The sequence below is a fragment of the Streptomyces sp. NPDC039430 genome (genome assembly GCF_055639435.1).
Window position 1 is genome coordinate 26,267 of sequence record NZ_JBVKAK010000001.1, and the last position, 13,641, is coordinate 39,907.

11 protein-coding genes are annotated in these 13,641 nt (G+C 71.4%); 5 read left to right on the forward strand and 6 right to left on the reverse strand.

All coding sequences use genetic code 11. The features are described from left to right. Positions 1-103: 103 nt before the first annotated feature. From ACZ7LS_RS00105 to ACZ7LS_RS00115, 3 genes are all read right to left on the reverse strand, one after another. Entirely contained in the window at positions 104-670 is a 567-nt protein-coding gene (locus ACZ7LS_RS00105) for a TerD family protein (RefSeq protein ID WP_385132394.1), read from the reverse strand. A gap of 185 nt (positions 671-855) precedes the next feature. Further along, on the reverse strand, positions 856-2,985 hold the full coding sequence (gene uvrB, locus ACZ7LS_RS00110) for an excinuclease ABC subunit UvrB (RefSeq protein ID WP_382525342.1): 2,130 nt from the start codon (positions 2,983-2,985) through the stop codon (positions 856-858). Positions 2,986-3,066: 81 nt separating this feature from the next. Then, positions 3,067-3,957 (reverse strand): MHYT domain-containing protein, encoded by an 891-nt coding sequence (locus ACZ7LS_RS00115; protein ID WP_382525344.1) that lies wholly within the window; start codon positions 3,955-3,957, stop codon positions 3,067-3,069. A gap of 284 nt (positions 3,958-4,241) precedes the next feature. Here ACZ7LS_RS00115 and ACZ7LS_RS00120 point away from each other — a divergent pair, with 284 nt between their 5' ends. The 5 genes from ACZ7LS_RS00120 to ACZ7LS_RS00140 all read left to right on the forward strand — a co-directional run bounded on the left by ACZ7LS_RS00120 (position 4,242) and on the right by ACZ7LS_RS00140 (position 9,266). Beyond that, on the forward strand, positions 4,242-5,126 hold the full coding sequence (locus ACZ7LS_RS00120) for a glycerophosphodiester phosphodiesterase (RefSeq protein WP_382525346.1): 885 nt from the start codon (positions 4,242-4,244) through the stop codon (positions 5,124-5,126). Positions 5,127-5,194: 68 nt separating this feature from the next. Continuing rightward, positions 5,195-5,740 carry a methylated-DNA--[protein]-cysteine S-methyltransferase gene (locus ACZ7LS_RS00125; RefSeq protein ID WP_382525347.1) on the forward strand — a complete coding sequence of 182 codons (546 nt, stop codon included), beginning with the start codon at positions 5,195-5,197 and terminating at the stop codon, positions 5,738-5,740. 282 nt (positions 5,741-6,022) lie between these two features. After that, positions 6,023-7,252, forward strand: a complete 1,230-nt coding sequence (gene fdhA, locus ACZ7LS_RS00130; protein WP_382525349.1) for a formaldehyde dehydrogenase, glutathione-independent — start codon at positions 6,023-6,025, stop codon at positions 7,250-7,252. A 179-nt stretch (positions 7,253-7,431) separates the two neighbouring features. Further along, positions 7,432-8,370, forward strand: a complete 939-nt coding sequence (locus tag ACZ7LS_RS00135) for a pseudouridine-5'-phosphate glycosidase (RefSeq protein WP_382525351.1) — start codon at positions 7,432-7,434, stop codon at positions 8,368-8,370. After that, the gene (locus tag ACZ7LS_RS00140; RefSeq protein ID WP_385132218.1) at positions 8,367-9,266 is read left to right on the forward strand and encodes a carbohydrate kinase family protein; all 900 of its coding nucleotides are present in this window, start codon (positions 8,367-8,369) and stop codon (positions 9,264-9,266) included. Before ACZ7LS_RS00135 ends, ACZ7LS_RS00140 begins: the two co-directional genes overlap by 4 nt. An 89-nt stretch (positions 9,267-9,355) precedes the next feature. Here ACZ7LS_RS00140 and ACZ7LS_RS00145 read toward each other — a convergent pair whose 3' ends face one another. The 3 genes from ACZ7LS_RS00145 to ACZ7LS_RS00155 all read right to left on the reverse strand — a co-directional run bounded on the left by ACZ7LS_RS00145 (position 9,356) and on the right by ACZ7LS_RS00155 (position 13,601). Further along, on the reverse strand, positions 9,356-9,994 hold the full coding sequence (locus ACZ7LS_RS00145; protein WP_385132221.1) for a nucleoside/nucleotide kinase family protein: 639 nt from the start codon (positions 9,992-9,994) through the stop codon (positions 9,356-9,358). 136 nt (positions 9,995-10,130) lie between these two features. Continuing rightward, positions 10,131-12,719 (reverse strand): SpoIIE family protein phosphatase, encoded by a 2,589-nt coding sequence (locus ACZ7LS_RS00150; protein ID WP_385132225.1) that lies wholly within the window; start codon positions 12,717-12,719, stop codon positions 10,131-10,133. A 201-nt stretch (positions 12,720-12,920) separates the two neighbouring features. Continuing rightward, entirely contained in the window at positions 12,921-13,601 is a 681-nt protein-coding gene (locus tag ACZ7LS_RS00155; RefSeq protein ID WP_469448260.1) for a winged helix-turn-helix transcriptional regulator, read from the reverse strand. Positions 13,602-13,641 lie beyond the last annotated feature (40 nt).

A 13,641-nucleotide genomic window follows, 5' to 3' on the forward strand; every position in this document is an offset into this window, starting at 1 on the left:
TGCGGGGGCGAGGGTGCGGTGCGACGCCGGAGGCGCGGCAGCCCCCGGTGGCCTGCGCCGGCCTCCGGGAGCTGCGCGTACGGGACAACGGCGTCGCCGCGTCCTACAGATGCGGCAGGATCGACGGCATCAGGTCCTGGAACGTACGGCCGTTGGCCGGGTTGCCGAGGGCCGTCATCTGCCAGCCGGAGCCGACGCGGTGGACCTTCGCCATGATCTGCGCGGTGTACTGGCCCCCGCCGTCGAGCGTGTAGCGGGCCAGCTCCTGGCCGTTGGTCTCGTCGACGATGCGGCAGAAGGCGTTCTGGACCTCCTGGAACGTCTGGCCGGTGAACGAGTTCACCGTGAAGACGATCTGGTCGATATGGACCGGGATCCGCTGGAGGTCGACGAGGATCGCCTCGTCGTCGCCGCCCTGGCCCGCGCCGCCGACGAGGTTGTCGCCGGTGTGCCGTACCGAGCCGTCGTCGCTGACGAGATGACGGAAGAAGACCACGTCGACCGGCTGCTTGTCGGCGAACAGCACCGCCGAGGCGTCCAGGTCGATCTCGCGGGTACGGGAGCCGAACAGGCCCCGGCGCGGGGCGGCCTGCCAGCCGAGCCCCATGCGCACGGCCGTCAGGGTGCCGCCACCCCTCTTCTCCAGGCTGATGGCCTGACCCTTGGTCAGATTGACGCCAGGGCCTCCGGGCGCGCCGCCCTTGGATACGTCCGCCACGCGCTGTCCCCTCTCGAATGGTTCCCCCGCAACCGTCCGTATGCGGTTGCGCAGCACCCTACGCAGTCACGCGGACAGCGCAGGAGACGTGGACCGTTTTTGTGTCGGTCTTGCAACACACCAGGTGTCCCGGTGTGTCAGGCGAGTCCCGCCTCCCTCATCTGCCGCAATTCCTTCTTGAGTTCGCCCACTTCGTCGCGCAGCCGCGCGGCGATCTCGAACTGCAGCTCGGCGGCGGCGGCCCGCATCCGGTCGGTCATCTCCTCGATGATCCCGGCCAGTTCGGCGGCGGGCCGGTCGGTGAGCACCGCGCCCGCGGTCCCGGCCTTGCCGCCCTTCGCGGCCTTCGCCCCGAGCGAGGGGACCGGGGCCTTGGCCGGCTTGCCGTCCTTCGACTGCCGGTAGCCCGTGCCGAGCAGGGCCTCGGTGTCGACCTCCTCGCGCGCGATGGTCGCGACGATGTCGTTGATCTTCTTGCGGAGCGGCTGGGGGTCGATACCGCGCTCGGTGTTGTACGCGATCTGCTTCTCACGGCGCCGGTTCGTCTCGTCGATCGCCTGCGCCATCGCCGGCGTGATCTTGTCCGCGTACATATGGACCTGGCCGGACACATTGCGCGCGGCCCGGCCGATGGTCTGGATCAGTGAGGTGCCCGAGCGCAGGAAGCCCTGCTTGTCGGCGTCGAGGATCGCCACCAGGGAGACCTCCGGGAGGTCGAGGCCCTCACGCAGCAGGTTGATGCCGACGAGGACGTCGTACTCACCGGCGCGCAGCTCACGCAGCAGCTCGACGCGGCGCAGGGTGTCCACGTCGCTGTGCAGGTACCGCACCTGGATGCCCAGCTCCAGGAAGTAGTCGGTGAGGTCCTCGGCCATCTTCTTGGTGAGCGTGGTCACCAGGACGCGCTCGTCCTTCGCGGTCCGCTCGCGGATCTCATGGACCAGATCGTCGATCTGGCCCTCCGTGGGCTTGACGACGACCTCGGGGTCGATCAGGCCGGTGGGACGGATGATCTGCTCCACGAAGCCGTCGGAGCGGGACAGCTCGTAGGTCCCAGGGGTGGCGGAGAGATAGACGGTCTGGCCGATCCGCTGCTGGAACTCCTCCCACTTCAGCGGGCGGTTGTCGAGTGCGGACGGCAGCCGGAAGCCGTGGTCGACCAGCGTCCGCTTGCGGGACGCGTCCCCCTCGTACATCGCGCCGATCTGCGGCACGGTGACATGCGACTCGTCGATGACCAGCAGGAAGTCCTCGGGGAAGTAGTCGAGGAGCGTGTTGGGCGCGGAGCCGGGCGCGCGGTCGTCGAAGTGCATCGAGTAGTTCTCGATCCCCGAGCAGGAGCCGATCTGGCGCATCATCTCGATGTCGTACGTCGTACGCATCCGCAGTCGCTGTGACTCCAGCAGCTTGCCCTGCTTGTCCAGCTCGGCCAGCCGGGTCTCCAGCTCCCGCTCGATGCCGTTGACCGCCTTCTCCATGCGCTCGGGGCCGGCCACGTAGTGGCTCGCCGGGAAGATGTACAGCTCCTCGTCGTCGCTGATGACCTCGCCGGTGAGCGGGTGGAGCGTGGAGAGCGCCTCGATCTCGTCGCCGAACATCTCGATGCGGACGGCCAGCTCCTCGTAGACCGGGAAGATCTCGATGGTGTCGCCCCGGACCCGGAAGGTGCCCCTGGTGAACGCGAGGTCGTTGCGCGTGTACTGGATGTCGACGAAGCGGCGCAGCAGCTGGTCCCTGTCCAGCTCAAGGCCGACCTTCAGCGGCACCATCCGGTCCACGTACTCCTGGGGCGTACCGAGGCCGTAGATGCAGGAGACCGAGGCGACGACGATCACGTCGCGCCGGGTGAGAAGGGAGTTCGTCGCGGAGTGGCGCAGCCGCTCCACCTCCTCGTTGATGGAGGAGTCCTTCTCGATGTAGGTGTCCGACTGGGGGACGTACGCCTCGGGCTGGTAGTAGTCGTAGTACGAGACGAAGTACTCGACGGCGTTGTTGGGCAGCAGCTCGCGGAATTCGTTCGCCAGCTGGGCGGCGAGCGTCTTGTTCGGCGCCATCACGAGCGTGGGCCGCTGGAGCTTCTCGATCATCCAGGCGGTCGTCGCCGACTTTCCCGTGCCGGTCGCGCCGAGCAGGACGACGTCCTTCTCGCCCGCGCGGACACGCCGCTCCAGGTCGGCGATGGCCGTCGGCTGGTCGCCACTGGGCTGGTAGGAGCTGACGACCTCGAAAGGCGCCACCGTACGTTCGATCTTGGAAACGGGCCGCATGGATCCACCGTACGACCCCGCACCGACAGTGGGGCGGTGAGCGGTGGCGGATCACCCGGGGTGACCGTCTGCTCACCCGCGTCACCGGTCGTGGAGGTCCTGGGAGCCGCGGCGCGGGGAGCGGGCGGCCGTACGGTCGGCGTGCTCGCGAAGGGCGGGCCGCGGCCTGATCCGCTGGGCGGGCACGCCGCCGCGCCCGCACGGCCCGGTCACGGACCCCGCGGAGCGTGACCGCTCGGGACGGCCCGTCACCAGCAGCGGATCGACCAGCACGGCCACCCCGGCCAGCAGCAGGAAGAACGCCGGGCCGACCAGCATCGGGGCCAGCAGTTCGGTGGGCGGGGCGCCGCCCGAGTCGTCGACGGCGCCGTCCAGGTGGACGTGGACCGCGGCCATCGCGGTGTAGTGCATTCCGGTCGACGCGACGCCCATCACCGCGCTGGCGGCCAGACCGGCCAGGAACCCGCGGTGCGAGACGACCACCCAGAGCGCCGCCGTCGCCGCGACGACGGCGATCATGACGGAGAGCGCGACGGTGACGGTGTCGTATCCGACGCGGCCCTGCAGCCGCAAACCGGCCATGCCGAGGTAGTGCATGGTGGCGAAACCGAGGCCGGTGATGATGCCGCCGGTGACGAGGGTCATCGGGGTCGTGCCGCGGTACCCCACGATGAATATCCCCACCCCGACCATGACGATCCCCACGACGAGGCTGGCGAACGTCGTGAGCCGGTCGTAGCCGACCGGCACCTCCGAGACACTGAACCCCATCATCGCGATGAAGTGCATCGTCCAGACACCGGAGCCGATCGCGGCCGATCCCAGCGCGAGCCCGCCGGGCTTCCAGGAGCGTCTGGTACGGAGGGATCTCGCCGTGCAGCGCAGGCCCAGAGCCGCGCCGAGGCAGGCCATCAGAAAGGCCACTACGGGGGTGACGAGACCGTAGCTGAATCCGTCGATCGTGCCCTGCATAGCGGTATGCCCCTCACCCCTCGTGCTCCCTGTGCGAAAGCGCCGGCTCGGGCGAGGGTAGGACGGCCGGCCCGGTTAGCAAACAGGCGACCGGCGTTTTGTCGACACGAAACGGCGCGAACCCACGATACGGGGCGGCCCCGCGCCGGTGTGGCTTCATGGTCTCACCCCGTCGTCCCGGTCCACCGCGTGACTTCACGTGGTGGCCAGCCTTCGCCTGTTCCCCGTTGGCCGGGGGCTGCCACGCTCTGGCCGACCGTCATCGCACGACGCGAGGAGTACACGTGTCCACACGCACCTCAGTGACAACGGCCGCCGCACTGCTGGGAGTCACGGCACTGGTCCTGCCCGGTGCCGCCACCGCGAGCGCCGGCCCGGCCGCCGGGCCCAGGGGCGGGAGCCCGGTCGTCATCGCGCACCGCGGCGCCTCCGCCTACGCCCCGGAGAACACGCTCGCGGCCGTCGAAGCGGCCGATGACCTGGGCATCGACTGGGTGGAGAACGACGTCCAGCGCACCAAGGACGGCCGGCTCGTGGTGATCCACGACGACAACCTCCGGCGGACCACCGACGTGGAAGAGGTCTTCCCCGACCGGGCGCCCTGGAAGGTCAAGGACTTCACGGCGGCGGAGATCGCCCGGCTGGACGCGGGCAGCTGGTTCGGCGAGCGGTGGACGGGCGAGCGCGTACCCACGCTGCGGCAGTATCTGGACGCCGTCGAGTCCAACCGGCAGAAGCTGCTCCTGGAGATCAAGGCACCCGAGCAGTACCCCGGCGTCGAGAAGGACATCCTGCGGGTGCTGGGCCAGGAGGGCTGGCTCAGCCGCTCGCACGTCCGGAACAAGCTGGTCATCCAGAGCTTCGGCGCGGACAGCATCCGTACGGTGCACCAGCTGCGCCCGGACCTCACGACCGGCTTCCTGGGCGCGCCCGCGGTGGCCGATCTGCCCGCGTACGCGGCGTTCACGGACCAGATCAACCCGGCGCACGCGGCGCTCACCGGCGACTATGTGGCCGCGGTGCACCGGCTCAGGGGCCCGCACGGCAAGCCGCTCACGGTGAGCACCTGGACGGTCGACGACGCGGCGGGCGCGGTGCGCGTCCGGGATCTCGGCGTGGACGGGATCATCACCAACAAGCCGGACCTGGTGCGGGACGCGGTGGGCTGAGGCCGGTGCGCCGGGGCCGGAGACCGGCCCCGGGGCCGTTGTCGGTGGTGGCCCGTACCGTGGTCGGCATGGACAACTACGGGCGGTCGCCGGTGGAGTGGACGGTCGTGCCGACCGGCATCGGGCCGCTGCTGCTGGCCGCGACCGGCCAGGGGCTGGTGAGCGTCGTCTTCCATGTCGACGGACCGGTGCGGGAGAAGGCGCTCGGACAGCTGAGGGACCGGCTGGGCACCGAGCCCGCCGAGTCGGCGTCGGGGCTGCTGGCCGAGCCGATACGCAGGCTGTCCGCGTACTTCGCGGGCGAGCTGCGGGAGTTCGGGCTGCCGCTCGACTGGTCGCTCTCCACGGGCTTCAACCGGCAGGTGCTGCGCGAGCTGGCGACGGGCGTCCCGTACGGCACCGTGGTCGGTTACGGCGATCTGGCCAGGCGGGTGGGCCGGCCCTCGGCCGCCCAGGCGGTCGGCGCGGCGATGGGTTCCAACCCGCTGCCGGTGGTGGTGCCGTGTCATCGCGTGGTGGAGAGCGACGGCGGACTCGGCGGCTTCGGGGGCGGCCTTGAGACGAAGCGGCGGCTGCTGGCTCTGGAGGGCGTGCTCCCGGAACCACTCTTCTGAGCCGCCTGTCGTACCCGAAACAGGCCGGATTATGCGCATTTACCGCCACTTGTCCGCTTTCAGTGCCGGGATTAGGCTTATCGGTGGAGAACCACGGCGCTTACAGCCCGGCGGGCCGCAGATGTCTCCCCGGGGCGACCTGCCCCGGGGAGGGACACGTTCCGTACCGGCACGTCCCGTACCGGCACGCACCTCGGCCGCACTGCCCGGACGGTGGCCGTCTCCAGCACACAGGCCGAGTCATCCGCTGGACGAGGAGAGCCGAAGGGACGGCGAGTCAGGATGAGCGGAGGAAACAAGGCAGTCGCATACATCAAGCCGGGTGAGGTGGATGTGAGGACCACCGAATACCCGACGCTCGAACTGCAGGACGGGCCGGGTGTGGCCCCCGCGAACGTAGGCCGGAAATGCCGCCACGGGGTCATCCTCAAGGTACTCGCGACCAACATATGCGGCAGCGACCAGCACATGGTGCGCGGCCGGACCACGGCACCCGAAGGTCTGGTCCTCGGCCACGAGATCACCGGTGAGGTCATCGAGCGCGGCCCCGATGTCGAGTTCATCAACGTCGGCGATGTCGTGTCGGTGCCCTTCAACATCGCCTGCGGCCGCTGCCGGAACTGCAAGGAGCGCCAGACCGGTATCTGTCTGAACGTCAATCCCGCCCGTCCCGGCGCGGCGTACGGCTACGTCGACATGGGCGGCTGGGTCGGCGGACAGGCGGAGTACGTGATGGTGCCGTACGCCGACTTCAACCTGCTGCGCTTCCCCGACCGCGACGCGGCGCTGGAGAAGCTGCTCGATCTGACGATGCTGTCGGACATCTTCCCCACCGGCTACCACGGCGCGGTCACGGCCGGCACGGGCGTCGGCTCCACGGTGTACGTCGCGGGCGCGGGACCTGTCGGTCTTGCCGCCGCGGCCTCGGCCCAGCTGCTCGGCGCCGCGGTCGTCATCGTCGGCGATCTCAACGCCGAACGGCTCGCGCAGGCCCGCAGTTTCGGCTGTGAGACCGTGGATCTCACCAAGGGATCGGTCGAGGACCAGATAGCCCAGATCCTGGGCGAGCCCGAGGTGGACTGCGCGGTCGACGCGGTCGGCTTCGAGGCACGCGCGCACGGCAAGGACTCCAAGGAGGCTCCCGCGACCGTCCTCAACTCCCTTATGGGTGTGGTCAGGGCGGGCGGCGCGCTCGGTATCCCGGGGCTGTACGTCACCGACGACCCGGGCGGTATCGACGACGACGCCAAGAGCGGCACGCTGAAGGTCAGGCTGGGCCTGGGCTGGGCGAAGAGCCACACGTTCAGCACGGGACAGTGCCCGGTGATGAAGTATCACCGCGGCCTGGCGATGGCGATCCTGCACGGCCGGGTCCACATCGCGAAGGCCGTCAACGCCACCGTGATCTCGCTGGAGGACGCCCCGCGCGGCTACGAGGAGTTCGACCACGGCGCGAGCCGGAAGTACGTGCTCAATCCGCATGGCGCGCTGAACGGGGTGGTGGCCGCCTGAGTGATTCCCGAGCGGTGGAGGGCGCGGTCGGCACCGCGCCCTCCGGCACGGGCACGGGGCACATGGCACGGGGCACATGGCACGGGGGATCGGGGCACGAGGGATCGGGCGGGCGTTCACCCGGCGCGTTTCCCCGCGTCGACGTTTGCGTCCGCGCGGGATGTGCCATGGATGGGGACATGCCAGACATCACTTCGCAGCTCTCCCCCGAGGTACGGGAGGCGCTCGCCGCGCACCGTCCCGTGGTCGCCCTGGAGTCGACGATCATCGCGCACGGACTGCCGCGCCCGCGCAATCTCGCGGTCGCGGAGGAACTGGAGGCGCTCGTACGGTCCAGCGGCGCCGTACCCGCCACGGTCGCCGTGCTGGACGGCCGGCCCCAGGTGGGCCTGTCCAAGGACCAGTTGGAACGGGTCGCCCAGGACGACTCCGTACGGAAGCTGGGCCAGCGCGATCTGGCGCCCGCGCTCGCGGCGGGCGCGAGCGGTGCGACGACCGTGTCCGCGACGGCGTTCCTGGCGGCGCGGGCCGGGATCCGGGTCTTCGCGACGGGCGGGCTCGGCGGGGTCCACCGCGGCTGGACCGACACCCAGGACGAGTCGGCCGATCTGCGGCTGCTGGCCAGGACCCGGATCACCGTGGTGTGCGCGGGCGTCAAATCGATCCTCGACGTACCGGCGACGCTCCAGCGGCTGGAGACGCTGGGCGTCGGCGTGCTCGGCTACGGGACCGACCGGTTCCCCGGCTTCTATCTGGCCTCGTCCGGCGAGCCGGTCGACTGGACGGTCCGTACGCCCGAGGAGGTCGCGGCGGTGATGGACGCTCAGGACGCGCTCGGCGGGCCGGAGGCGGCACTCATCGTCGCCAACCCCGTACCGGAAGCGGAGCAGCTGGATCCGAGGCTGCACGACGCGGTGCTCGCGGAGGCGCTGACGGAGTGTCATGAGCGGGGTATCAGCGGCCAGGCCGTCACTCCGTTCCTGCTGGACCAGCTGATGCGGCGGACGGGCGGCGCGTCGCTGGAGGCCAATCTCGCGGCGGTGCGCGGCAATGTGTGGCTCGCGGCGCGCATCGCGGTGGCACGGACCACGGCGGCGCGGACCGCGGCGGGCGGATGAGCGCCGGTGCCACGGGCGGTGGGCTGCTGGTGATCGGGGACGTGGTCACCGATGTGGTGGCCCGCTACCGCACCCCGCTCGCGCACGGCACGGACACGGCCGCCGAGATCCGTACGCTGCCGGGCGGCGCCGGGGCCAACGCGGCCTGCTGGGCGGCGCGCTCCGGGTGCGCGGACGTACGGCTCCTGGCGCGGGTGGGGACGGAGGCGCGGGAGTGGCACGAGGAGCGGCTGCGACAGGCGGGGGTACGTCCACGTCTCGTCGTCGACGACCGGGTGCCGACCGCGACGGTGATCTGTCTGGTCGACGCGTCCGCCGAGCGCACCCTGCTCACCGACAGCGGCGCCGCGCTGCGGCTGTCTCCCGCCGACTGGTCGCCTTCCCTGCTGGACGGGGTCGGCCGGATGCATCTCTCCGGCTATCTCTTCTTCGCGGGGGCGAGCCGGCAACTGGCCCTCGCCGCAATGGAATCAGCCGGGGAGCGCGGCATCCCGGTGAGTGTGGACCCCGCCTCCGCGGGGTTCATCAAGGAGCTGGGCGCGGACCGTTTTCTGGCGTCGGCGAAGGACGTGGAGACGCTGCTCCCGAACGCGGACGAGGCCAGGCTCCTCACCGGGCTGACGAGCGTGGCGGACGCGGCCGCCGCGCTGAGCCGGCGGGCGGGGGTGGCGGTGGTGACCCTGGGCGGGGACGGCGCGCTGGTGGCGGAGGCGGGGACCGTCACGGCCCGGGTCCCGCCGGTCCCGGCGCGTGCCGTGGACTCGACGGGTGCGGGCGACGCCTTCACTGGCGCGTTCCTCGCTGCCCGGCTCGCGGGGGCGGACCCGGTGGCGGCCGCGGCGGCGGGCTGCGGGGCGGGGGCGCGAGCGGTGGCGACAGTGGGTGGCCGACCCTGACGCGGGGGGCAGCAGCGGAGCCCCACGCCGTCCGAAACCGTCGGTCCGCAGCCGTCAGCCCAGGTCCGAGGTCGCCCCGGCACGGCCGTTCAGCCGAGGCCGCCCCACGCCGGATGGCGCGGATCGTCCGTCCGTACGACCACATCGGCGGCCCCGGCCGGGTCCGTCTCCCGCTCATACCGCTCGAAAGCGGGAAGCGTCCAGCGTTCGCGCTCGTCGGTACGGCGCCGGAGCGCGGCCGGCGACAGCCTCAGATGCACCGTGAGGTCGAACGGGAACCAGTGCCCCAGCAGCAGCGGTCCGTGCAGCACCAGCACACCGCCGGGCGCGAGTTCGCGGTGCGGGCTGCGGGTCGCCCGGTCGGTGGCCGGGTCCCAGAGGTCGGGCAGCACCCGCCCGGTACCGCCGGGCTCCAGCGGCCCGAAGACCTCCCGCCACAGCGCCCCGGTGTCGAACCAGCCGCTGTAGTACGACTCCGGGTCCTCGCGCCCGTACTCGTACCGCAGCGACGCCGGCCGCAGGAATCCGGAGGTCCCGACGACCAGTACGGACCGGCCTCGTACGCGCAGCGCCTCCGCGAGCGCGGCGGCCCGCTCGCCGGTCCCGGCGGCCGGTGCGCCGTCGATGGCGACACGGAGCCAGGGACCGCCGTCCGCCGCCCCGGTCTCCAGCACCCGGTCGGCGACGGCCTCGGTCAGCCGCTCCCACGTGATCGCTTCGAGTCGCACCAGCCCATCATCGTCCAGCACCGCTCACTCACCGCGCGTCGCCCCCACCGGCCTCCGGTCGGCAGGTCTCAGATCCCGACCAGTCTCAGGTCCCGGCCCGTCTCAGATCCCGACCAGTCTCAGGTCCCGGCCCGTCTCAGATCCCGGCCACGGGAAGCGCCTGTTCGGCCCAGATGGTCTTGCCGGCCGTGCCCTGGCGGGTGCCCCAGCTCTGGGTGAGCTGAGCGACGAGCAGGAGGCCGCGGCCCCCCTCGTCGAACACCCGGGCCCGGCGCAGATGCGGGGCGGTGTTGCTCCCGTCCGAGACCTCACAGATGAGGCTGCGGTCATGGATGAGGCGCAGCTGAATGGGTGCCTCGGCGTATCGGATGGCGTTGGTGACCAGTTCGCTGACCACCAGTTCCGTGGTGAAGACGGCCTCTTCCAGCCCCCAGGCGGCCAGTTGTCCGGCGACGTCCCTGCGCGCCTGGGCCACCCCGGCGGGATCGCAGTCCAGCTCCCACGTCGCGACCTGGTTCGCGTCGAGAGCGCGGGTACGGGCGAGGAGCAGCGCGACGTCATCGGCCGGGCGGCTGGGGAGCAGCGCCTTCAGTACGTTGTCGCAGGTGTCCTCCAGCGGCGCGGCGGGCTGTGCGAGGGCGGTGCGCAGCGCGGCGAACGATTCGTCGATACCGCGCTCGCGTGATTCGACGAGCCCGTTGGTGAACAGCGCGAGCACGCTGCCCTCGCGCAGCTCCACCTCGACGGATTCGAAGGGCAGATTGCCCAGACCGAGCGGGGGCCCCGCGGGCAGGTCGAGGAAGTCGACGGTGCCGTCCGGGGTGACCATCGCGGGCTGCGGGTGTCCGGCGCGTGCGAGGGAACAGCGCCGGGACACCGGGTCGTAGACCGCGTAGAGGCAGGTGGCGCCGACATCCCCGGCGCCCTCGGCCGCGGCACCCGCGTTCTGTCCGCTCGACGCCTCCGCGGCCAGATGGTTGACGAGGTCGTCGAGGTGGGTGAGCAGTTCGTCGGGCGGCAGATCGACATCGGCGAGGGTACGGACGGCCGTACGCAGCCGGCCCATCGTGGCCGACGCCTGGACGCCGTGGCCGACCACGTCGCCCACGACCAGGGCCACCCGCGAGCTGGACAGCGGGATCACGTCGAACCAGTCGCCGCCGACCCCGGCTCCCGTGTCCGCGGGGAGGTAGCGGAAGGCGAACTCGACCGCCGCGTGGTCGGGCAGCGCGCGCGGCAGCAGGCTGCGCTGGAGGGCGAGCGCCGTTTCTCGTTCGCGCGTGTACCGGCGGGCGTTGTCGATACAGACGGCCGCCCGCGCCGTGATCTCCTCGGCGAGCAGCAGATCGTCCAGTTCGAAGGGGGCCGGGCTCCGGTGCCGGGAGAAGGTGGCCACACCGAGGATGGCGCCGCGGGCACGCAGGGGTACGGCCATGTTCGAGTGGAACTTGAACGCGCGCAGTTTGGCGGCGCGCACCGGGTCGGTGAGCTCCCAGATGGCCACGGAGGAGTCCGTCACCCTCTTCATGACGCCCCGCTGGGTGAGCAGGGACTCGGCGGCGGGTGAGCTGTCGGGGTAGAAGGAGGTGTCCCCGAGCTCGACCGCGGCTTCGGGGGCCCCATCGAGGACGGACCGGAGGGCCACGCGCCGCAGCCTGATGTGGCCGGGCAGCGGTCCCGCGGGGGTCTCGCGGCTGCCCCCGCTGACCTCGGGGAGCAAATCGACCGTGACGTAGTCGGCGAGGACGGGGACCGCGACATCGGCCAGTTCCTGCGCGGTGCTCGCGACGTCGAGGGCGCTGCCGATACGGGTACTTGCCTCGTTCACGAGAAGCAGCCGCTGCTGGGCCCGGTTCTGCTTGGTCATGTCGTGTACCGCCACGACGACACCGCAGGTCCGGCCGTCGCCGTCGCGCAGCGGGGCGATGGACACCGACCAGGCGAACTCCTGGTCGCGGCCCGGCAGGCGCAGCGAGAATTCGAGGCGTTGCGATTCGCCGGTCTCCAGCGCCCGCAGCATGTGCCGTTCGGTGTTGTCGATCTCCGGGGCGGGCATGGCCTCGGGCAGCCGCAGCCCGCGTACGTCGTCCTCGGCGAGGCCCAGCAGTCGTTCCATGTCTTCGCTCACGTGCCGCAGCCGCAGCCGCGCGTCGTAGACGGCCATCGGACAGGGCGACTGCATGAAGACCAGTTCGAGCAGGCGCGGATCCTCGGAATCCGGGTCCTCGGAATCCGGGTCCTCGGAATCCGGGTCCTCGGAGCGCGGGGCCGTCCCCGTCAGCGGGGAGACGAGAAACCACTCGGTGGCGCCGTCGTCCGTCGTACGGCGGTGTGCCAGCAGCCGTACGTCCAGACGCTCGCCGTTGCGGTGCAGCAGCGTCACCGTCCCGCTCCATCGGTCCGGCAGGGCGGCCGGGTCCAGCGCCGCCGGGTCCAGCTCCACCGGATCGGGCGTGCCGGAGCGGGACCGCGCCATCGCACCGTCCGCGAGCAGCCCGGCGGCCGGCCGGCCGATGATCTCCGACGGCCGGTGGCCGAGGAGCCTGCGGGCGCCCTCGCTCCAGTCCGTCACGGTGCCCCGCGCGTCGATGACCACCCTGGCCGTGGCCGCCTCGTCAAACGGATCGGGCGGCTCGTCGTGGCGATCGGTCGCGTCGGGATCGGTCGTGTCGGGATCGTTCGACCGGACGGGCTGGTCGTCCCGCGCGGAGTCCGGTCGCCTCATCGTCGCTCATCTCACCCTGCCTGCCCCCGACCGCCGGGGAAGAGATCCCGGCCCCGGCGGACCTCCAGTGGCTACTGACGCCTCCAAGTATGACATCAGTGACGAATACGGCTATTTCTGTCACCTTTGGCGATACGCCAACGGAACGTCGGCGACGGGGCGACGGAACGTCACCGGGCGCGGCCGCGGCGGTCGCCTCGCTCACTCCCCTCGCAGCACCTTGGCCAGCGGCCCGTCGCCCGACACCTCGATCCGTCCGTCACGCACCCCGTCGCCCACCGTCAGCGCGCCCCCGCTCAACGCGCGGCAGGTGTCGGCGTCGAGCACGAGGCGGGCGTCCGGGCTCTCCACCGGCCCGTCGCCGTACACCGGATCACCCTCCCCGAGCCGCACATGGAACGCCCCTTCGTCCAGCCGGACTTCCACCACGCCCGCCCCCGTCCCGCCGTCCGCTCCCGGGCCCGCCGGGCCCGACAGCCCGTCCAGCACCGGAAGCAGCGGCACGGCGAACCAGTGCGCCCGTACGGCGTCGGTGGGCCTGCGCTCCTCCAGCGCCGGCGCGCCCCACTCCGCCAGAGCCGTGAGAACCGGCAGCAGCCCCCGCCCCCGCTCGGTCAGCTCGTACACATACGCCGCGGCCGGGGGCGGCAGCTTGCGGCGCAGGGCCAGGTCATCGCGCTCCATGTCCTTGAGCCGGGAGGCGAGCACATCCGTGCTGACACCCGGCAGATCGGCGTGCAGATCGGTGTACCGGCGGGGGCCCGCCAGCAGCTCCCGGACGATCAGCAGGGTCCAGCGGTCACCCACGGAGTCGAGGGCACGGGCGGTGGCGCAGTACTGGTCGTAGCTTCGGCGACGTGACATGTGACGGATTCCAGACATGTTGTTGGACTTTCCAAGCTCGGACTTGGTAAAACCAAGT

Coding starts and splice junctions, on each gene's coding strand:
- ACZ7LS_RS00140 (WP_385132218.1), top strand. CDS start 8,367: ATGAGCGCCGGTGCCACGGGCGGTGGGCTGCTGGTGATCGGGGACGTG.
- ACZ7LS_RS00115 (WP_382525344.1), bottom strand. CDS start 3,957: ATGCAGGGCACGATCGACGGATTCAGCTACGGTCTCGTCACCCCCGTA.
- ACZ7LS_RS00135 (WP_382525351.1), top strand. CDS start 7,432: ATGCCAGACATCACTTCGCAGCTCTCCCCCGAGGTACGGGAGGCGCTC.
- ACZ7LS_RS00150 (WP_385132225.1), bottom strand. CDS start 12,719: ATGAGGCGACCGGACTCCGCGCGGGACGACCAGCCCGTCCGGTCGAAC.
- ACZ7LS_RS00125 (WP_382525347.1), top strand. CDS start 5,195: ATGGACAACTACGGGCGGTCGCCGGTGGAGTGGACGGTCGTGCCGACC.
- ACZ7LS_RS00155 (WP_469448260.1), bottom strand. CDS start 13,601: ATGTCTGGAATCCGTCACATGTCACGTCGCCGAAGCTACGACCAGTAC.
- uvrB (WP_382525342.1), bottom strand. CDS start 2,985: ATGCGGCCCGTTTCCAAGATCGAACGTACGGTGGCGCCTTTCGAGGTC.
- fdhA (WP_382525349.1), top strand. CDS start 6,023: ATGAGCGGAGGAAACAAGGCAGTCGCATACATCAAGCCGGGTGAGGTG.